General features: G+C 54.4%; 21 protein-coding genes and 1 tRNA gene. 7 read left to right on the forward strand and 15 right to left on the reverse strand.

Going from position 1 to position 20,196, the window contains the following annotated elements; all coding sequences use genetic code 11:
* Positions 1–39 precede the first annotated feature (39 nt).
* Positions 40–876 carry a 5-dehydro-4-deoxy-D-glucuronate isomerase gene (gene kduI / locus MXM41_RS15310; protein ID WP_325932859.1) on the reverse strand — a complete coding sequence of 279 codons (837 nt, stop codon included), beginning with the start codon at positions 874–876 and terminating at the stop codon, positions 40–42.
* 455 nt (positions 877–1,331) lie between these two features.
* On the opposite strand from kduI, the gene MXM41_RS15315 reads away from it, so the two are divergent.
* Complete coding sequence (locus MXM41_RS15315) at positions 1,332–2,507, forward strand: oligogalacturonate lyase family protein (RefSeq protein ID WP_325932862.1); 1,176 nt, start codon at positions 1,332–1,334, stop codon at positions 2,505–2,507.
* 146 nt (positions 2,508–2,653) lie between these two features.
* Here MXM41_RS15315 and MXM41_RS15320 read toward each other — a convergent pair whose 3' ends face one another.
* On the reverse strand, positions 2,654–3,337 hold the full coding sequence (locus tag MXM41_RS15320; protein WP_325932863.1) for a porin: 684 nt from the start codon (positions 3,335–3,337) through the stop codon (positions 2,654–2,656).
* 329 nt (positions 3,338–3,666) lie between these two features.
* Positions 3,667–4,845 (reverse strand): acetyl-CoA C-acetyltransferase, encoded by a 1,179-nt coding sequence (locus MXM41_RS15325; RefSeq protein ID WP_325932864.1) that lies wholly within the window; start codon positions 4,843–4,845, stop codon positions 3,667–3,669.
* Positions 4,846–5,078: 233 nt separating this feature from the next.
* Here MXM41_RS15325 and MXM41_RS15330 point away from each other — a divergent pair, with 233 nt between their 5' ends.
* Complete coding sequence (locus tag MXM41_RS15330) at positions 5,079–6,257, forward strand: M20 aminoacylase family protein (protein WP_325932865.1); 1,179 nt, start codon at positions 5,079–5,081, stop codon at positions 6,255–6,257.
* Positions 6,258–6,271: 14 nt separating this feature from the next.
* Entirely contained in the window at positions 6,272–7,048 is a 777-nt protein-coding gene (locus MXM41_RS15335; RefSeq protein WP_325932866.1) for a lysine/arginine/ornithine ABC transporter substrate-binding protein, read from the forward strand.
* 14 nt (positions 7,049–7,062) lie between these two features.
* Here MXM41_RS15335 and MXM41_RS15340 read toward each other — a convergent pair whose 3' ends face one another.
* A complete protein-coding gene (locus tag MXM41_RS15340; protein WP_325932867.1) occupies positions 7,063–7,590 on the reverse strand; it encodes a cupin in 528 nt (175 codons plus the stop codon).
* 83 nt (positions 7,591–7,673) lie between these two features.
* A complete protein-coding gene (locus MXM41_RS15345; protein ID WP_325932868.1) occupies positions 7,674–8,549 on the reverse strand; it encodes a LysR family transcriptional regulator in 876 nt (291 codons plus the stop codon).
* A gap of 104 nt (positions 8,550–8,653) precedes the next feature.
* Between MXM41_RS15345 and MXM41_RS15350 the strand changes: the two genes are divergently transcribed.
* Positions 8,654–9,115, forward strand: a complete 462-nt coding sequence (locus MXM41_RS15350) for a multidrug/biocide efflux PACE transporter (RefSeq protein ID WP_325932869.1) — start codon at positions 8,654–8,656, stop codon at positions 9,113–9,115.
* A gap of 118 nt (positions 9,116–9,233) precedes the next feature.
* On the opposite strand, the gene MXM41_RS15355 is transcribed toward MXM41_RS15350, so the two are convergent.
* On the reverse strand, positions 9,234–9,470 hold the full coding sequence (locus MXM41_RS15355; protein WP_418936789.1) for a hypothetical protein: 237 nt from the start codon (positions 9,468–9,470) through the stop codon (positions 9,234–9,236).
* 243 nt (positions 9,471–9,713) lie between these two features.
* Here MXM41_RS15355 and MXM41_RS15360 point away from each other — a divergent pair, with 243 nt between their 5' ends.
* Positions 9,714–10,943 (forward strand): amino acid permease, encoded by a 1,230-nt coding sequence (locus MXM41_RS15360; protein ID WP_325932870.1) that lies wholly within the window; start codon positions 9,714–9,716, stop codon positions 10,941–10,943.
* 43 nt (positions 10,944–10,986) lie between these two features.
* On the opposite strand, the gene MXM41_RS15365 is transcribed toward MXM41_RS15360, so the two are convergent.
* Together MXM41_RS15365 and yjdI are read right to left on the reverse strand one after the other, a co-directional pair.
* Complete coding sequence (locus MXM41_RS15365; protein WP_142486998.1) at positions 10,987–11,259, reverse strand: GNAT family N-acetyltransferase; 273 nt, start codon at positions 11,257–11,259, stop codon at positions 10,987–10,989.
* A gap of 10 nt (positions 11,260–11,269) precedes the next feature.
* A complete protein-coding gene (yjdI, locus tag MXM41_RS15370; RefSeq protein WP_325932872.1) occupies positions 11,270–11,500 on the reverse strand; it encodes a 4Fe-4S mono-cluster protein YjdI in 231 nt (76 codons plus the stop codon).
* Between the two features lie 185 nt (positions 11,501–11,685).
* On the opposite strand from yjdI, the gene MXM41_RS15375 reads away from it, so the two are divergent.
* The gene (locus MXM41_RS15375; protein WP_325932873.1) at positions 11,686–12,048 is read left to right on the forward strand and encodes a hypothetical protein; all 363 of its coding nucleotides are present in this window, start codon (positions 11,686–11,688) and stop codon (positions 12,046–12,048) included.
* Positions 12,049–12,104: 56 nt separating this feature from the next.
* On the opposite strand, the gene ompA is transcribed toward MXM41_RS15375, so the two are convergent.
* From ompA to actS, 4 genes are all read right to left on the reverse strand, one after another.
* Complete coding sequence (ompA, locus tag MXM41_RS15380) at positions 12,105–13,148, reverse strand: porin OmpA (RefSeq protein WP_325932874.1); 1,044 nt, start codon at positions 13,146–13,148, stop codon at positions 12,105–12,107.
* Positions 13,149–13,263: 115 nt separating this feature from the next.
* On the reverse strand, positions 13,264–13,893 hold the full coding sequence (locus tag MXM41_RS15385) for a helix-turn-helix domain-containing protein (RefSeq protein WP_325932876.1): 630 nt from the start codon (positions 13,891–13,893) through the stop codon (positions 13,264–13,266).
* Positions 13,894–14,072: 179 nt separating this feature from the next.
* Positions 14,073–14,146, reverse strand: a tRNA-Gly gene (locus MXM41_RS15390).
* An 80-nt stretch (positions 14,147–14,226) separates the two neighbouring features.
* On the reverse strand, positions 14,227–14,982 hold the full coding sequence (actS, locus tag MXM41_RS15395) for an amidase activator ActS (protein WP_418936794.1): 756 nt from the start codon (positions 14,980–14,982) through the stop codon (positions 14,227–14,229).
* A gap of 162 nt (positions 14,983–15,144) precedes the next feature.
* Between actS and idi the strand changes: the two genes are divergently transcribed.
* Positions 15,145–15,696, forward strand: coding sequence for an isopentenyl-diphosphate Delta-isomerase (idi, locus tag MXM41_RS15400; RefSeq protein ID WP_325932879.1), 552 nt, complete (start codon positions 15,145–15,147; stop codon positions 15,694–15,696).
* Between the two features lie 46 nt (positions 15,697–15,742).
* Here idi and lysS read toward each other — a convergent pair whose 3' ends face one another.
* The 3 genes from lysS to recJ all read right to left on the reverse strand — a co-directional run bounded on the left by lysS (position 15,743) and on the right by recJ (position 20,192).
* Entirely contained in the window at positions 15,743–17,260 is a 1,518-nt protein-coding gene (gene lysS / locus MXM41_RS15405) for a lysine--tRNA ligase (protein ID WP_325932880.1), read from the reverse strand.
* A 9-nt stretch (positions 17,261–17,269) separates the two neighbouring features.
* Positions 17,270–18,368, reverse strand: a protein-coding gene (gene prfB / locus MXM41_RS15410) for a peptide chain release factor 2 (RefSeq protein ID WP_250585773.1) whose coding sequence is annotated in 2 segments (ribosomal slippage) — positions 17,270–18,292 and positions 18,294–18,368 — 1,098 coding nt in all. Because the reading frame shifts where the segments join, the coding sequence is not laid out codon by codon here.
* 90 nt (positions 18,369–18,458) lie between these two features.
* The gene (gene recJ / locus MXM41_RS15415; protein WP_325932882.1) at positions 18,459–20,192 is read right to left on the reverse strand and encodes a single-stranded-DNA-specific exonuclease RecJ; all 1,734 of its coding nucleotides are present in this window, start codon (positions 20,190–20,192) and stop codon (positions 18,459–18,461) included.
* Between the last annotated feature and the right edge of the window lie 4 nt (positions 20,193–20,196).

A 20,196-nucleotide genomic window follows, 5' to 3' on the forward strand; every position in this document is an offset into this window, starting at 1 on the left:
CCTGAACGAACAGGCAAGTTTATGCTTAACTGTCCGCGACTAGCGCAGATCCTTAACGGCAACGTGGTCCATATCATCGAAGACCTGGTTTTCACCCACCATGCCCCAGATGAAGGTATAGGCACGTGTGCCTACGCCGGAGTGAATAGACCAGCTTGGAGAGATGACCGCCTGCTCGTTATGCATAACGATATGGCGCGTCTCCTGCGGCTGACCCATCATATGGAATACACAGGCGTCTTCTTCCATATTGAAGTAGAAGTACACTTCCATGCGGCGCTCGTGGGTATGGCACGGCATGGTGTTCCACAGGTTGCCCGGCTCAAGCTCGGTCAGACCCATGCTGAGCTGGCAGGTTTCCAGCACATCAGGAACGAAGTATTTGTTGATGGTGCGGCGGTTGCTGGTGAGGTTGTCACCCAGCGTGACCGGCGCAACCTCTGAAGGGGTCACTTTTTTGGTTGGATAGGTAGTGTGTGCCGGGGCGCAGTTATAGTAGAACTTCGCCGGTTTGCCGCTATCAACGCTGGCAAACACCACTTCCTGTGCGCCTTTACCCACGTACAGGGCATCGCGATGGCCGATTTCATAGCACTGACCGTCAACGGTGATGGTGCCCGGGCCGCCGATATTAATCACACCCAGCTCGCGGCGCTCCAGGAAGAAGCTGACGCCCAGCTGTTTGCCCACTTCGCCCCCGACAGAAACCGTTTTGGCAACCGGCATGATCCCGCCGACGATGATGCGGTCAATGTGGCTGTACACCATGGTGTATTCATCAGCGACAAACACTTTCTCGACTAAAAATTCATCACGCAGACCCTGGGTATCCAGCGTTTTTGCATGCGCGCTGTGGATGCTTTGTCTGACTTCCACATTAACCTCCAGAATTTATCGGCCGCATTGGCCTGGATAATTAACAAAACGGTGTTCCGTTTTCATGATGGGCACATATTATCTGCTGTGAAATGGGTTTTCAATTACATTTAAAACGATGTTTCACTTTTTCTGTAAGTTAATCTCAGAATTGCTGTTCCGATCACGATTGTCAGGGAGTTGACAGCGCTTTCTTGAATCTTATTTTTAAATTAACTAAGTTAATTTTTATGATAAACAACACGTTATGAAATTTTAAAAATTTGACGACATCATGAGAAAAAACTGAATAGATTTAAAGATATTGATAAGTTTGCCTGCTTTTCCTTCAGAAGTGCGCCACCAGTCACACATAGTGAAACGATGTTTTGATATTTTAACACCCAGTTTTTAAACTCATATTTTACCGATCGGACCGCAGGCGCGATCCTGCCGTCGAATTCAAGGAGTGCATCATGGCAAAAGGTATGCGGGTCAAACTGAACTATGAGGTCAGCCGCGATCCGGATACAGGCGTGGAAGTGACCCGCCTGACCCCCCCTGAAGTTACCTGTCATCGTAACTACTTCTACCAAAAGTGCTTTTTTAACGATGGTAGCCACCTGCTGTTCGCCGGTGAATTCGATGGCCACTGGAACTACTATCTGCTGGATCTGAAAAACGCCGAAGCGGTGCAGTTAACCGAAGGCGAAGGCGATAACACTTTTGGCGGCTTCCTGTCGCCGGATGACAAATCCCTCTATTACGTTAAGAATGATCGCACTCTGCGGGAAGTCAATCTGACCACCCTTGAGGAGCGCGAAGTGTATCGCGTCAGCGACGACTGGGTCGGCTATGGTACCTGGGTCGCCAACAGCGACTGCACCAAACTGGTGGGTATTGAAATCGCGAAAAGCGACTGGACCCCGCTGAACGACTGGAAAATCTTCCACGACTTCTTCCATAAAGGCCCACACTGTCGCCTGCTGCGTGTCGATCTGCAGACCGGTGCAAGCAGCGTGATCCACGAAGAGAAGAACTGGCTTGGCCACCCGATTTACCGTCCGTTCGATGACAATACTGTCGCGTTCTGCCACGAAGGTCCGCACGATCTGGTGGATGCCCGTATGTGGATGGTCAACGAAGACGGCAGCAACGTGCGTAAGGTGAAAGAGCACGCCGAAGGCGAGAGCTGCACCCATGAGTTCTGGGTACCAGACGGCTCGGCGCTGGTGTATGTCTCTTACCTGAAAGGCGAGCAAGGGCGCACCGTATATAGCTTCAACCCGGATACCGGCGAGAACAGCGCGATTATGAAGATGCCAGCCTGTTCGCACCTGATGAGTAACTTTGACGGCACGCTGCTGGTGGGCGACGGTTCCGGTACGCCGGTGGATGTAAAAGATACCAGCGGCTACACCATCGATAACGACCCGTATCTCTACGCTTTCGACGTGGCGAAAAAGGCTTACTTCCGCATCGCGCGTCACGATACATCCTGGGCAACCGTGGCGAACAGCCGCCAGGTCACTCACCCGCATCCATCCTTTACTCCGGATGATAAAGCGGTTCTGTTTAGTTCTGATAAAGACGGCAAACCGGCCCTCTATATTGCGAAACTTCCTGAGCAACCTGAACTGTTGCGAGAATAAATGTTTGTGTTTGTGTTCCTGTAACTGGCCTTGCCCTCCTTTATGGAGGGCTTTTTTTATCCGCTAATAAGCTAAACGTAAATAAAATACAGGCATAAAAAAACCGGCTCATCAGAGCCGGTTTATCCCGGAGGTACTGCTTGTTATCAGAACGAATAAGCTACGCCGACACGCAGACGGGTCTGACGCTCATCGGTCTCTTTCACCCCGACGTTACCCACTTCGCCATACGGCGCCCAGTTTTTATCGATTTTGTACGCCAGCTTGACGTTATATTCCTGGGAGTAATCTTTGTTGTTATTACGAATAGTACCTTCAGAACTTTTCGCGTATACGTAGTTCAGCTCGGTACGCCAGTCGCCCATTACCCAACCCACCCACGCATCACCACGGTTTACTTTATCGTCGTCTTTATTCGCGTTTGACGGATAGCGGGTGTAGTCATAGCGATAACGGGCGGCTACATAGAAGCCATTATCAAAGCTATATTGTGCGTGCAAATACGGTTTATAAATGGTGAAACTGTCTTTACTTTCAAGCGTAAACCCTGGTGTTAACGCAATGTTCTGGTTCGCTTTCCAGCGCCAGCTGATCTGATCTTCATGACCATTACCTACTACATCCGCAAATGGCTGGTCAGCTTTATCGCCGCCTGATTTCCATTTTGCTTCAACAGAAAAACCAAAACCATTTTCAAAACGGTGCGAAACCGCGACACGGTCGGCGTTCGAGCCGCTATCAATATATTCGTGACGCAGATCTACGGTGACAGCCTGAGCTGCGAAAGAAGCGCCAATAAGTGAAGCAAGGACCAGAGATTTCTTAAACATGGATGAACCCTCATTTAAAATGATGTTTCGTTTTTATGGAATTGCATTTTATTTTTTTAAATACGTAATTTTAGTGATCATGATCGTAATTATTTGTTTCATTTTTTTTGGCAAAGCCAGCCGTGAGCAATATCAACAAAAGGGGGCTTTTAAGCGGAATTTAACGGATCGCGATCACACTAAATCGTTATTAATAATTCAGTGAACACGTTATTTATTTTGTGGATGATTGAGAATTTACTTACAGAGGCTAAAAATATGACGGGGCTCACAAACGAATAAGCCTCCGGGGTCGGAGGCTTATTTTGGTTGATATATATCAACGCGAATTATCTTTCTATAGCTAATGCCACGCCCTGCCCGCCGCCGATGCACAGCGTGGCCAGCCCTTTGCGCACATCACGTTTCACCATTTCATGCACCAGCGAGACCAGAATTCGGCAACCCGAGGCGCCAATAGGGTGCCCCAGCGCGATGGCCCCCCCGTTGACATTAACCCGGCGTTCATCCCATTCCAGCATTTTGCCCACCGACAGCGCCTGAGCCGCAAAGGCTTCGTTCACTTCGATCAAATCCACATCCGCCAGCTGCCAGCCCGCCCGTTCAAGGCAGCGGCGCGTGGCGTGCACCGGGGCGATCCCCATTAAGGCAGGATCCACGCCGACGCTGGCAAAGGCTTTGATGCGCGCCAGCACCGGCAGGTTCAGCGCTTCGGCTTTACTCTCGCTCATCATCATTACCGCGGCAGCCCCGTCGTTAATAGAGGAAGCATTCCCGGCAGTGACCGAACCGGTGAGTTCAAAAGCAGGATTGAGCAGGGCCAGCCCTTCTGCGCTGGCGTCGGTACGCGGCTGCTCGTCGGTATCCACCAGATGGTTCTCTCCGCCCTGCTTTTGGGTGAAGACCGGCACAATTTCATCCCGGAAGCGGCCAGCGTCAATGGCCGCGCGGGCTTTATGCTGCGAGCTGAGCGCGTAGGCGTCCTGCAGTTCACGGGTGATGCCATATTCACGCGCCAGGTTTTCTGCCGTGACGCCCATATGGTAATCGTTGAAGGCATCCCACAACCCGTCGTGCACCAGGCTGTCGATAAGCTGGCTGTTGCCCAGCTGCGCCCCGGTGCGGCTGTCGGTGAGCACGTGCGGCGCGCGGCTCATATTCTCCTGGCCACCGGCAATCACCACGTCGGCTTCACCGCACTGGATCGCCTGGGTCGCCAGATGCAGCGCCTTGAGCCCGGAGCCACACACGTCGTTGATAGTAATGGCCGAGACGGTGTTAGGTAACCCCCCCTTCAGCGCGGCCTGGCGGGCAGGGTTTTGTCCGGCGCCTGCGGTCAGCACCTGGCCGAGGATCACTTCGTCGATCTCGTGAGCCTCAATGCCGCTGCGCTCCACCAGCGCGCGAACCACCACGCTGCCTAACTCAACCGCCGAGTGGCGTGAGAGCGCACCCTGGAAACAGCCGATTGCTGTGCGCAACGCACCCACTATCACGACGTCTTTCATCTCTACCTCTGCGCAAAATGACACCGCTCATAGTAGAGGATTGTTATCAACTAATGATGTAATTGTTTAAAAAAAGTGAGTTTTATCACAAAGGATTAGAAAGCCTGCGCACAACGCAGCGCATACATTCACGTAACTGATAATTTTCACGGTAATTATTAGAGAACTCGTTTGCATTATGACGGCGTGAGGATAAGTTAGAAATGCAAACACGCGTAACACTGGAGTAACAAATGTCCGACTGTATCATTCCAGAAATAAAAGAATCAGAAGACGAAATTATCGCTATCCGCCGTCATTTACATGCTAATCCTGAACTGAGCCTGGAAGAGTTTAATACCAGTAATCTGGTCGCCCGCCAGCTGGAGGGTTGGGGCTATAAGGTGACGCGGGAGATTGGCAAAACCGGCGTGGTCGGCTCGATCACCAAAGGTCAGGGGACGAAATCCATCGGCCTGCGCGCCGATATGGATGCCCTGCCTATCCTCGAAGCCACCGGTTTACCCTGGGCCAGCACCGTGCCGGGCAAAATGCACGCCTGCGGTCATGACGGGCACACGGCAATTTTACTGGCTGCCGCGAAATATATCGCCTCGGACGCCTGCCGCTTCAACGGCACCGTGCATCTTATCTTCCAGCCAGCCGAAGAGGCCATTGGCGGCGCGGATCTGATGATCAAGGACGGCCTGTTCGAGCGTTTCCCCTGCGACCGTATTTTTGCCCTGCACAATATGCCTTACCTGCCGACCGGTAAATTTGGCTTCTATGAGGGCAATTTTATGGCCTCTGCCGATACCGTGAAAATCACCCTGCGCGGGTATGGCGGCCATGGCGCACATCCGGAACGTACCGTGGATCCGATTGTGACCGGGGCGGCCCTGATCATGTCCCTGCAGAGCATCGTGGCGCGGAACGTGCCGCCGGGTGAAACCGCGGTCGTCACCGTCGGCACCTTCCAGGCGGGCATTGCCTCCAACGTGATCCCGGACAGCGCGGTGATGGAGCTGACGGTGCGTTCAATGAAGCCGGAGATCCGCGACCTGCTGATCCGCCGTATTCAGGAGATCACCGATTTCACCGCCCGCAGCTATGGCGCTACCAGCGAGGTGGAGATCTATGACTCCTACCCGGTGCTGGTGAACGATGCGCAACAGACCGCCTTTGCCCGTCAGCTGGCCGTGGAATTCTTTGGCGAGGACACGGTACTCGACAGCGTCTCCCCGTCCAACGGCAGCGAGGATTTTGCCTTTATGCTCCAGCAACGTCCGGGAAGCTATTTCCTGCTCGGTAACGGTGAGAAAGGGGAAAAAGGGGGCTGCATGGTGCACAACCCCGGCTACGACTTCAATGACGAGATCATTACCACCGGAGCCTCCTTCTTTGCCCGTCTGGTTGAAAACTATTGCCGTTAAAACAGGGACAGATAATGAAAAAATACCTTTTACCGCTGGTGGCACTGCTGGCTGCGTCATCCGCTTTCGCGGCTGAAACTAAAGAGCTGCGTTTTGGCGTGGATCCGACGTTTGCTCCGTTTGAATCCAAAAACCCGCAAGGGGAAGTGGTCGGTTTTGATATCGATCTGGGCAATGCCATCTGTCAGCAGCTACAGGCGAAATGCGTCTGGGTTGAAAGCAACTTCGACGGCATTATCCCCTCTCTGAAAGCGCGTAAATTCGATGCCATCCTGTCGGGAATGTACATCACCGACAAACGCAAAGAGCAGATTGCCTTCAGCGATAAAATTTACAGCGGCCCGGCGTTCCTGGTGGCGCGTAAAAACACGCTTCCCGGCAACAGCGTGGATAAGCTGAAGGGGAAAACCATCGGCGTGGAGCAGGGCTCTGCCCAGGAGACCTACGCCAATGAGAAATGGCGCGGCGAAGGCGTGAACGTGGTGGCCTACCAGGGTGCGGACCAGGTGATTCGCGACCTGGAGTCCGGGCGTATCGACGGGGCGGTGCTCTCCGGAGTGATGGCGGAGTACAGCTTCCTCAGCCAGCCCCAGGGCAACGGGTTCGCCTTTGTCGGCGGGGCGCTACAGGACGATGCCCTGTTCGGCGCCGGGGCCGCGATCGGCCTGCGTAAAGAGGATGAGCAGCTGCGTCAGGATCTGAACGGCGCCATCGCGGCGATCCTTGCCGACGGTACCTACAAAAAGCTCGCCGCAAAATACTTCAGCTTCGATATTTACACCGGCAAGTAACGCCCTTCCGCCCTTCAGCGACTGTCGGGCGGAGTTTTCCAGTATTTGGTTAAGGCGGGCGAGCGGCCAGTTAACGGGTCCTGCTCGGGAAACGGCAGCGCTACGATGCGCGCCAGAACCGCCGGCGTCGCCGCTTGCTTGCACAGATCGAAATCCGTCTCCGGCGGATAGGCTCCCACCACCAGAAAATCGTCGGTTGCTGACAGGCGGCAATGCCCGGTGCCTGCAGGCAGCAGCAGCGCGTCCCCTGCTTCTACCGCAATCTCTTCTCCTCCCGGACCGCCAATCATCAGGCGCGCAGCGCCCCGGGCGATGCCTAAGGCTTCGTGCGCATTAGAGTGGTAATGGTGATAATCGAAAATCCCGTCGCGCCACTGGGGCGGCCAGCCGTTGTCGGCAAAGCGTTGTTCAAACTGGCTGGCAATATCGCCATCCGTTATCACCCCTTTATAAATCAGCACCGGCAAATGGGGATTATTAGGCACCCAGTCCCTGGCGGAGAGCATCAGCGCCTGGGGTGACATCGTATTTTTAGCGGCCATGAGTCTTCTCAGTCGATCAATACACTCCGTTAATTATAGAGCGTCTTGATTTCGGCACCGTTCAACGCTGACGAGGATAGTCATCACAACGGATCCGCTTTGTGCTGCAGGTAGTGGCGCAGCCAGTTGCCCGCCGTGCCCGGCGGGGAGCGCTTATTCCACACCAGATCGATCGCCACCGAGCGCGGCCAGCCCGGCACGTTGAGCGGCATCAGCGCGTTGGACGGCGCAAACTCTTCCACCAGCGCACAGGGCAGCGCGCACCAGCCAAAGCCCTGGACCGCCATGCTGAGGAGCATCAGGTAGTTGGGCGCCGACCACACCGGCCCCTGCGCCAGCACGGGTTCACGTTCCAGATAGGTGTTTAGCCTCAGCTCCCGCCAACCGTGCAGTTCATCGGGCTCCGTTCGCGTCTGCGCGGCCAGGGGATGACTGGCTGAGGTATAAATCGCCATATGGGTCTGCATCGGCAGGCGAATGGCAGCAATGTCGGTGGGATAGCTTTCCCGCGCCTCGATAAGGCCAATCTGCGCTCGCGCTTTTTGCAGCAGGTCGATCACGTCCTCCTCCTCGCCTACCAGACACTCAAATTCGGTATGGGGAAAGCGCTCATCAAAACGGAACAGCATATCCTCCAGCACGTCGGGATGCAGGGTATCGGAGAGGACAAAGGTCAGCCGCGCTTCGGTCTCTTCGCTAAGGGAGACCGCCAGTTCGTCAAGACGCGCGCTGGCCGCCAGAATCGACTGAACATAGCCCAGCACCTGCTTGCCCTGGGCGGTAAGCACCGGCTGGCGGGCGCTGCGATCGAACAGGGCAAAGCCCAGGTCATCTTCCAGATGGGCAATGGCGGTGCTGATGGTGGACTGGCTTTTACGCAGTCGCCGGGCCGCGGCGGAGAAAGAGCCCGCCGCCACCGTCTCGACAAATGCTGTTAAGGCTTCGGGTGAGTAGCGCATGATGTATCTACTTTATCGATGGTATCTAACTTTTATATATCAGTTTTAACGATAAAATAGCCGGAATATTTGCCCGTCCTGGCATATTAATGAGGTAAGACGTAATGCAGCACACCGATGTTCAACGCAGAAAACTGCCGGAAAGAATTTTCCACGCCGTCTGTTTTGAGGGGATTGCCACGGCGATCCTTGCCCCCACCACCGCGTGGCTGATGCAGCGCCCGGTACTGGAGATGGGCGGCTTAACCATCATCCTCGCCACCACGGCGATGATCTGGAACATCATCTTTAACGCTGTGTTTGACAGGCTATGGCCGCGGCATAAGGTGCCCCGCACCGCTAAAGTTCGCGTCCTGCACGCGCTTGGCTTTGAGGTCGGCTTTATTTTTATCGGCGTCGGCATCGTGTCGCTGGTGCTGGGCGTAAGCCTGCTTCAGGCCTTCACCTTAGAGATTGGCTTCTTTATTTTCTTCCTGCCGTACACCATGGTCTATAACTGGGCGTACGATACTTTGCGCGATCGCATTATGAAGCGACGCCAGCAGCGAAAGGCCTTAACCAGCTGATTTTGCTAAACTGCGCCGCAGCACTCACCCTCTGGCTGAACGAGCCCCACTCAGCCAGAGGGCCATCCTCAAGGGTTCTGATTTCCTCTTATATGATATTCAACATCCCTTAATACGATCATGCCTCCATACTGTCCCACTGCTTCAAAAGTTCCAGCGGTATAGCCTCGACCACCTCTGAAAAACGCTTGCCCACCATGCGTTCGGCCTGGCGCAGCAACGGTATAGCCGGACTACTGGGTTCATGGGTCTCAAACCAGTTACGGATATTTTCGATCCGCTCAAGCGCATCGAAGCGATTGGCGATGCCGATCGGCTGCATTTCCGGAGGCAGGTCTTGCTGTCGGGAAGGCATTATCGAATCTACCTCCTGAGTCGCAGCTTGCGGTGCAGGCTCAGGCCGGCACATCAACAAACAGTACATTGAAGGCAAAGCCCGGATCCGTTCAGGTGCGGATATTGTCTGGCTAAATAATTTGATCAAACTTGCCGGAAATGCTTTCCGGCCTTTTCCTGACAGCATCAACTGCGACCCATCCCCATAATCATGGTAAAATAGTCTCCTTTTTTGTGGTTTTATAGTTAATACGTTTATCTCATGTCGAAAATCTGGTCTAAAGAAGAGACCCTCTGGAGCTTTGCCCTCTACGGCACTGCCGTGGGCGCAGGAACCCTGTTTCTGCCCATCCAGTTAGGGTCTGCGGGCGCTGTCGTCCTGCTTATCACCGCCCTTGTGGCGTATCCACTCACCTACTGGCCTCACAAAGCGTTATGCCAGTTCATTCTCTCTGCAAAAACCAAAGGTAGCGAAGGGATCACCGGCGCGGTGACGCACTACTACGGGAAAACCATCGGCAATCTGATCACCACGCTCTACTTTGTCGCCTTTTTCGTGGTGGTGCAGATCTATGCCGTGGCGATCACCAACTCGCTGACCGAACAGCTGGCGAAACGCATGACGGTGGATACCACGGTACGCGTACTGGTGAGCCTGGGCGTGGTGCTGGCATTGAACCTGATCTTTCTGATGGGGCGGCATGTCACCATCCGGGTGATGGGTTTTCTGGTCTTTCCGCTGATTGCGTACTTCCTGCTGGTGTCGCTGTACCTCACCCACAGCTGGCAGCCTTCACTGCTCACCAGCCAGATGTCCTTCGATCAACATACCCTGCATCAGGTGTGGATCTCCATTCCGGTAATGGTGTTCGCCTTCAGCCATACCCCCATTATTTCAACCTTTGCTGTCGATAGGCAGGAAAAATATGGCGACGCCGCAATGGGCAAATGTACCCGCATCATGAAGGTGGCCTACCTGATTATCTGCCTGAGCGTGCTGTTCTTCGTCTTTAGCTGTCTGCTGTCGATCCCGCCTTCTTACATCGTCGCGGCGAAAGAGGAAGGGGTCACTATTCTTTCCGCACTCTCCATGATGCCCTCCTCCCCTGCCTGGCTTGGGATTTCCGGGATTGTGGTCGCTATTATCGCCATGTCGAAGTCGTTTCTTGGCACCTATTTTGGCGTGATTGAGGGGGCTACAGCGATGGTGAAATCAGGGTTAAACCAGGTTGGCGTAAAGAAAAGCCGGGCCTTTAACCGGGCCGTGTCGGTGCTGGGGGTCTCCCTGATCACCTTTGCGGTGTGCTGCATTAATCCTAATGCTATCTCGATGATCTACGCCATTAGCGGGCCGCTTATCGCCATGATCCTGTTTATCATGCCGACCCTGTCGACCTTCCTAATCCCGGCGCTGAAGCCTTACCGCTCCGTGGGCAACGTGCTGACGCTGATTGTCGGAATGCTGTGCGTGTCGGTGATGTTTATTGCCTGACTAAAAGGCAGCACGCTGGTTTGCAACAGCGTGCTGTGCAGCGTCAGGCGCGGATATCGTCATACTCGCGAGTGTTGTCAAATTCGTGTTTCGCGAAGGGGCACAGAGGAATGATTTTGCGGTTTTCTGCACGCATCTTTTCCACCACCTTCGCCACCAGCTGTTTGCCCACGCCCTGACCTTTCAGGCTGGGATCAACATCGGTATGCTCGATAATGCTGAGGTGCTCACCGGTAGGAACAAAGACAATCTCTGCGACCTGATTACCGTCGGCATCGTTCACATAAAACTTGTTATGGCCTTCCTGAATTTCCATAGTTTCTCGCTTATTTGTGGCGGTATTTAAGTGCGCCGCTTGGGCAGGTATCAATGACACGTACAACCGTATCGACATCCACCCGATCGGGGATAATCCAGGGTTTACGTTTCAGGTTGAAGAGTTCAGCGCTGCCGCGCACACAGTTTCCCGCATGCTGGCAGATGCCGGTATTGAAGTAGACGTCGATTTTTTCACCGGTATAGGCCCGGTAGCCGGCGTCCAGGAGTTCGTTATCCATGACATTGCCTCAGTATTATTATGGTTGGGATCAAGCATAGCGCGACATCTCCATTCAACCTGCTCGTTTAAAAATAAACAACATTAATCTGCAATCTGACTATCCAGACTGGATAATTAACGCTGTTTTTTAGTAATGCAGGTCAGATAATGAGAAAGATATCACCACTCATACTGGTGTTAAGTATGGTTTCAATCACCGGCTGTAGCACCCCAAAACCGGACAAAGTAGAACAGATTAACCGATTACATATTCCTTTAGTTCTCCCTGGCGCCAAAACGCCACCGGCTCAGACATCCCATATCGCCTCGCTGTACAATACCAATAAACAGGATATTGCGACGCTTACCGATACGCTAAAAAAGCAATATTTACAGGATGTAAACCCAAAAGAGATATTCGAAATGGATAGCGATGTGCAGCCAGTCTACGCGTCTCTTTCGAGACTGGAAGCATTAGACATGATGAATCAGCAATACCTTAAAGATAAGAATGAGATGGGGCTGCAGCAAATACATATTGCGCTCCAACCTGTTATCACCGGCTAATTGTTGACACAAAAAAACCCGGCAGGTTAATGCCGGGCTTTACACATTAGAGGGTTTTATTTACTGGTGATCTCTACCACCACCCGGCGATCCGGAGACAAGCACCCAATCAGCTCATTGCCGCTCTGACCATTACATTTTGCTCCCGTAACGGACTCACTCGCGCCGCGGCCTTCTGTGGAGATGTTTTGCGCCGGAATGCCCAGAGAGACCAGTTCATCGGCAACGGCTTGCGCACGGCGTACGGAGAGCTGCTGATTGTAGTCAGGCGCACCGATGCGATCGCTATAGCCAATAACCACTGTTGATTTGTCGTTAGCAGGCTGCAGACCCGGGCTGTTATACAGCTGGCGAATCGCCGCGTGGCCTTCGCTGGTAAGAGTTGCAGAGTCATAACCGAACATTACATCGGATTTAAGGTTAAAACGCTGCGGTTCCGGGGCCGGTTCAACGGCAGCCGCCGGGGTAGCGGCAACAGGCGCGTCATCATGCTGGCCAAAACGGTAGCTCAGCCCGGCCGTAACCGAACTCACGTCACTGCTTACCCCTATCTGATTGGCGTTACCAACGTTACTAACCCACTGATACTCAAGGCGGCCTGCCCAGTTTTTGTTAAAGGCATACTCGGTGCCGACAGCAGCCAGCGGACGAACACCGGTTTCAAAGCGATGGTGGCCGCTTACATCGGATTCGGCCCGGTATCCCATTGCCCCGGCCCGGCCATACAGGTCCCATTTCGGCGTTACGGCATAGCTGCCTTTCAGGGACATCTGAATCCCCTGGCTCTTCATTCTGGCGCCTGAGCCACCATGATGGCCGTTTAGCTGCATATTACCTAAATAGTCGTAGCCACCTTCGACAGCAAGCCAGGAGTTGATCTGGTAACCGGTATAAATGCCGCCACCGACATTATCCTGGTCTAAATCAAAATGGTTTGAGCCACTGTTATTATCCAGCGCTTTGCTACCGGTGTTGGTATCGAAATAGTGCGACCAACCAAATTTCCCACCGCTGTACCAGGTGCCGGCATCACCCGCGGCAAAAGCTGCGCTAGCTGTGAAAGCATTTGCGATAATTAACGCGACAACAGTCTTTTTCATAACAATCCCGTTCACACTTACTGGAGGTAAATTGCTTTATTAATTTCAGTAGGCAAACGATATAGAAAAACCCCTGCAAGGTTAATTATCATTCTGTTTAAATTTAAATTTTCAGTCAAAACGACTCTGGCAGTTGCTTTAATTCCAGAAGATAACCACCACGTTTAAAGTTGATATATCCCCCACGTTTCAGGGCGGAAATGACATTTAACACACTGCTGCGGGAAAGCAGCGTTCTGTCCTGAATATAATCCAGAATGGATATACGCATGCGGGTCTCTTCCGGCAGCGTGATCATCTCCAGCAGGTGGTTACGTATCACCGAATAGGTGCGTTGTTGCACGACTAACGCATCTCGATAAAACAGATAAGCGGTATGATACGAGAGCACCGCTGCCGCATCCTGCCATAACCCTTGTTGCCCGATAATTTCAGCCGCCTGCCCTGCATCAATCCGTAACAGTGTCGATTCAGATTCGGTGCGCAGAATATGACCCTTCGTCGGCTGGATCATCTCAGCAATGCCAAACAGATGCGCATCATAAACCGTCACAATCAGCAGCCCATCAGAGGCGCGCAGGATTGATAACTCCCCCTCCACAAAAAAGTAGAGCTGGGGACGGCCTTTGTATGTCCAGGTCATTCTCTTACGGGGGATGACCTGGATTTTTTCCGCGATCGGCTCAAGCGCCGCAAACAAACGCTGCATGGCCTCTTCGGGACGAACGGGTGAAATAATATGCATAGTGTGACCTGATAACGATGAATAGCAGCCAGAATAAAACCTGTAACTTGCGCGGTGGGGGCCTGCGCTTCCCGATATTCAGTGTTCAGATATAGCAATGAATAAACGGCGGGTAAAATTTAAGTTGTTTATTTTTAAATTTGTACGTTACAGCGTGCTGCTGCTGGGGAGAGAAAAGCTGGAGCGGGCGAAGGGAATCGAACCCTCGTATAGAGCTTGGGAAGCTCTCGTTCTACCATTGAACTACGCCCGCTTTGAGGTGCGTAAAGCATTATAGACCTTACGCCCCTTCTGACAAGAGACCCGCTTGCTAAGTGGCGATTAAATAGACACTTAGCACTTCGGTTTGCCACCCGGTGCCGGTAAATAGCGTACCGGATCGATAGCCGTCGCCCGGTAACGGATCTGGAAATGCAGCGCCACGGTATTGGATCCGGTGCTGCCCATGGTGGCGATCTTCTGTCCCGCCTTCACGTTTTGACCGTTATTGACCAGCGTCGTATCGTTATGGGCATAGGCAGTGATGTAGTCCTCGCCATGCTTAATCATGATCAGGTTGCCATAACCCCGCAGCTGATTGCCAACGTAGACCACCTTGCCCGCGTCGGAGGCGTACACCGGCGCACCGCGGCTGCCCGCGATATCAATACCTTTATTTCCCCCTTCCGCGGTGGAGTACGGGATCACCACTTTACCGCTGGCAGGCCAGACCCAGCAGCGCTGCCCGACAGGCGGCCAGGAGGATTTAGGTACGGTGTAAGATGGGGTAACCGCGGCGGTTTTACCGCTGCGCTTTGAGGAGGATTTTTTGCCCGTGATGCTGGCGCCGTTCACCTTCAGCTTTTGTCCCACTTCGATAGTATAAGGCGGCGAAATATTATTCAGGCGCGCCAGTTCCTTCACGCTGGTGCCGGTCGCACGCGATATACGGTACAGCGTATCACCGCGCTTAACGGTATACACGGAACCCGAATCTGATGTGCCCGAGCATCCTGCCAGCAACAGGGCCAGGATCAGGCAAAACAGAGCGGAAACAGGGTTTTTCGTCGGGCTTCCTGCAAACAAAACAGTTCCTCGGTCAACGTGAATGGCCGGGCTATCATAACAGCCTCATTCCGGATGCCCAAGAGCACCCTAAGCGACAAACAGTTTAGCGGCGATTACGATATAATCACCCGTGCCAGGCCGTGCTGAACTTACTGGAATGCTAAAAGGTCAGTCTCGCCCGGCGATTTCAGCACGGGAGTTGCAATGAGTACACACGAACACGTCATTTTGGTTAACGACCACGGAACGGTTATTGGCACAGAGGAGAAGTACGCCGCGCACACCTCGCACACCCCTCTTCATCTGGCCTTCTCATGTTGGTTATTCAACGATAAGGGAGAGTGTCTGGTCACCCGTCGCGCCATGAGCAAAAAAGCCTGGCCCGGCGTCTGGACCAACTCGGTGTGCGGCCACCCACAACAGGGTGAAACGCCGGAGCAGGCAATCATCCGTCGCTGCCGCTACGAGGTGGGCGCAGAGATCGCCGGGATCCACCCGATTGCGCCCTCATTCCGCTACTGCGAAACCGACCCTTCCGGGATTGTTGAAAATGAGATCTGCCCGGTCTTTGCGGCGCATGCCGTCAACGCCGTGGTTATCAATCGCGACGAAGTGATGGATTATCAGTGGGTGAAGCTGGACGCGCTGCTCAGCGCGCTGGAGTCCACGCCCTGGGCGTTTAGCCCGTGGATGGTAATGGAAGCGCAGGCGGCAAAAGACGCCTTACTTCGTTTTGCAGCAATTGCCAGGCAATAAAAAAGCCCCGACGCGTTAAACGCCGGGGCTTTTTACTAACAATAACTTATTTCACCGGACGCATCGCCGGGAACAGGATCACGTCGCGGATGGTGTGGCTGTTGGTGAACAGCATTACCATACGGTCAATACCAATGCCCAGGCCCGCCGTCGGCGGCAGGCCGTGTTCCAGCGCAGTCACGTAGTCTTCGTCGAAGAACATCGCTTCGTCGTCGCCCGCCGCCTTCGCATCAACCTGATCCTGGAAGCGCTGCGCCTGGTCTTCAGCATCGTTCAGCTCGCTAAAGCCGTTGCCGATTTCGCGGCCACCGATGAAGAATTCAAAGCGGTCAGTGATTTCCGGGTTCACATCGTTACGACGCGCCAGCGGAGAAACTTCAGCCGGGTATTCGGTGATGAAGGTTGGCTGAATCAGGTGCGCTTCGGCCACTTCTTCGAAGATCTCGGTCACGATACGGCCCAGACCCCAGCTCTTCTCAACCTTGATACCGATGCTCTCTGCAATCGCTTTTGCCGAGTCGAAGTTATCCAGATCCGCCATCTCGGTTTCCGGACGGTATTTCTTAATCGCTTCGCGCATGGTCAGCTTAACGAAAGGCTTACCGAAGTCGAACACTTCGTCACCGTATGGTACTTCGGTGGTGCCGAGGATATTCTGCGCCAGGGTACGGAACAGGGATTCGGTCAGTTCGATCAGATCTTTGTAATCTGCGTAGGCCATATAGAGTTCCATCATGGTGAACTCTGGGTTATGGCGCACGGAGATACCTTCGTTACGGAAGTTACGGTTGATCTCGAATACGCGGTCAAAACCGCCCACCACCAGACGCTTCAGGTAGAGTTCCGGCGCGATACGCAGGTACATGTCCAGGTCCAGGGCGTTGTGATGGGTAATAAATGGACGCGCAGACGCACCGCCCGGGATCACCTGCATCATCGGGGTTTCCACTTCCATAAAGTCGCGGCCCACCATGAACTGACGAATACCGGCCATGATCTGGGAGCGAATTTTGAAGGTGTTGCGAGATTCATCGTTAGAGATGAGATCCAGGTAGCGCTGACGGTAGCGCGCTTCCTGATCCTGCAGGCCGTGGAACTTGTCCGGCAGCGGGCGCAGGGCTTTAGTCAGCAGACGCAGCTCGGTGCAGTGGATAGAGAGCTCGCCGGTCTTGGTTTTGAACAGTTTGCCTTTCGCGCCAAGGATATCGCCGAGGTCCCACTTTTTGAACTGCTCGTTGTAGATGCCTTCCGGCAGATCGTCACGAGAAACATACAGCTGAATGCGGCCACCCACATCCTGCAGCGTAATGAAGGAGGCTTTACCCATGATACGACGGGTCATCATGCGGCCTGCAACGGCCACTTCGATGTTCAGCGCTTCCAGCTCTTCGTTCTCTTTAGCGTCGAAGTCAGCGTGCAGTTGGTCTGAGGTACGATCGCGACGAAAATCGTTCGGGAACGGCACGCCCTGCTCGCGCAGTGCAGCCAGCTTCTCGCGGCGGGTTTTCAGTTCATTATTAAGATCGGCTACCGCGTCAGCGCCCTGTGCTTGTTGTTCAGACATGTTGGTTCCTCATAACCCTGCTTTCAAACTTGCTTCGATAAATTGGTCCAGGCTGCCGTCCAGCACCGCCTGCGTGTTACGGGTTTCGACACCGGTACGCAGGTCTTTGATACGGGAGTCATCAAGGACGTAAGAACGGATCTGGCTGCCCCAGCCGATGTCAGATTTGTTGTCTTCCATCGCCTGCTTCTCAGCATTTTTCTTTTGCATCTCCAGCTCATAAAGCTTCGCTTTCATCTGCTTCATGGCCTGGTCTTTGTTTTTATGCTGCGAACGGTCGTTCTGGCACTGTGTCACCAGCCCGGTAGGAATGTGGGTAATACGCACCGCCGATTCCGTACGGTTAACGTGCTGGCCACCCGCACCAGAGGCGCGGTAAACGTCGATACGCAGGTCCGCCGGGTTGATGTCGATGTCGATATCTTCGTCGACTTCCGGGTAGACAAACGCAGAGCTGAACGAGGTATGACGACGACCGCCGGAGTCAAACGGGCTCTTACGTACCAGACGGTGCACGCCGGTTTCGGTACGCAGCCAGCCGTAAGCGTAGTCGCCGATAATCTTGATGGTGACAGATTTCAGGCCTGCCACTTCGCCTTCAGACTCTTCGATGATCTCTGTTTTGAAACCGCGGGCTTCAGCCCAACGCAGATACATACGGGTCAGCATACTGGCCCAGTCCTGGGCTTCTGTACCGCCGGAACCGGCCTGGATATCCAGGTAGCAATCGGCGCTGTCGTATTCGCCGGAGAACATACGACGGAATTCCAGCTGCGCCAGCTTCTCTTCCAGCCCGTCAAGCTCGGCGACGGCTTCGTTGAAGGTCTCTTCGTCGTCGGCTTCAACGGCCAGCTCCAGCAGCCCGGAAACGTCATCCAGACCCTGCGCCATTTGATCCAGCGTATCTACGATAGCTTCGAGAGAGGAACGCTCTTTACCCAGCGCCTGTGCGCGTTCAGGTTCGTTCCAGACGTCCGGCTGTTCCAGCTCGGCGTTTACTTCTTCAAGACGCTCTTTCTTGGCATCGTAGTCAAAGATACCCCCTAAGAACGTCAGAGCGCTCTGTGAGGTCCTGAATGCGGTTTTTTACCGGATTAATTTCAAACATGGTCTGTTTTCTTTTATGGACGAGTAAAAATGCGGTGTAAGGGCGGAATTGTACCGGATTCACGCCCTGTTTTATAGCGGAATAGTGATGCTAAAGTGGCCAGATATGGTCGATGATGATTTGCAGGGAGCGGTTGCCGCGAAACTCGTTAATATCCAGTTTGTAGGCCAGTTCGACTTCGCGCACGCCGTTGTCCGGCCAGATGGCGGTATCCACGTTAAAAGCGATGCCGTCCAGCAGCGGACCGCCACCAACCGGTTCTACCATTACTTTCAGATGTCGCTCCCCCACCAGCCGCTGCTGCAGCAGGCGGAAACGCCCGTCAAACAATGGCTCCGGGAACATCTGCCCCCACGGACCGGCGTCGCGCAGCATCTGCGCCACCTCCATGGTCATGTCAGCCGGGGTTAACGGACCATCGGTGACCACTTCGCCCTGCAGCAGAGCCGGATCCAGCCAGTCAGTGACCAGCTCGCTGAACAGACGCTGGAACTGGTCGAATTTTGCCTCTTCCAGCGACAGCCCTGCCGCCATGGCGTGGCCGCCAAATTTGATCATCAGCCCCGGATGCAGCGTATCGAGACGCTCCAGCGCATCGCGCATATGCAGCCCCTGAATGGATCGCCCCGATCCTTTCAGCGTGCCATCTCCGGCTGGGGCGAAGGCGATCACCGGACGGTGAAAACGCTCTTTGATGCGCGAGGCCAGGATCCCGACCACGCCCTGATGCCACTCGGGATGATACATCGCCAGCCCGCCGGGCAGCGTATCGCCGCTGCGCTCGAGCTTTTCGCACAGGGCCAGGGCTTCGGCCTGCATCCCCTGCTCGATCTCTTTACGGGTCTGATTCAGCGCGTCCAGCTCGTTGGCCAGCACCCGCGCCTCGCCGATGTTGTCGCACAGCAGCAGCGCCACCCCCACCGACATATCGTCCAGTCGCCCTGCGGCGTTCAACCGCGGTCCGAGAGCAAAGCCCAGATCGCTGGCCGCCAGCCGCTGCTGGTCCCGGTTGGAAATTTCCAGCAGCGCCTTAATGCCCGGCCGGCATTTTCCCGCACGAATGCGGTTTAAGCCCTGCCAGGTCAGAATGCGGTTGTTGGCATCCAGCGGCACCACGTCCGCAACGGTGCCCAGCGCCACCAGATCGAGGAATTCAGCCAGATTAGGTGCCGCAATGCCTTTCGCCTCAAACCAGCCTTCATCACGCAGCCGCGTACGCAGCGCCAGCATCAGATAGAATGCCACCCCTACGCCCGCAAGCGATTTTGATGGGAAGTCACAGTCGTGCAGGTTGGGGTTAATGATGGCCTCTGCCGCCGGCAGCGTGTCGCCAGGCAGGTGGTGATCGGTAACCAGCACCGGGATCCCCAGCTCATGCGCCCGATCGACACCGGTATGGGATGAGATCCCGTTATCCACGGTCAGGATCATTTGCGCGCCGCGGGCGTGCGCCTGATCCACCACTTCCGGGCTCAGGCCGTAGCCATCCTCAAAGCGATTCGGCACCAGATACGAAACGTTATCGCATCCCATCGCCCGCAGGCTGAGCACGCTCAATGCGGTACTGGTGGCGCCATCGGCGTCAAAATCCCCCACCACGATGATGCGTGTCCCTTCCCGCAGGGCGTTGTACAGCAGCTCCGTGGCGCGTTCGACGCCGCTCAGCTGCTGCCAGGAGAGCATGCCCTTTACGCCGCGTTCAAGATCGTCTGCGTTTCGCACGCCACGGCTGGCGTACAGCCGACGCAACAGGGGCGAGAGCGTCTCAGGTAGCGCGGCGCTCTCGTCCACTTCACGACGACGAAGTTGTGTCAAAGATTTCACGCGA

This window comes from Leclercia adecarboxylata (assembly GCF_035787115.1).
Classification (GTDB): Bacteria; Pseudomonadota; Gammaproteobacteria; order Enterobacterales; family Enterobacteriaceae; genus Enterobacter; species Enterobacter adecarboxylatus_E.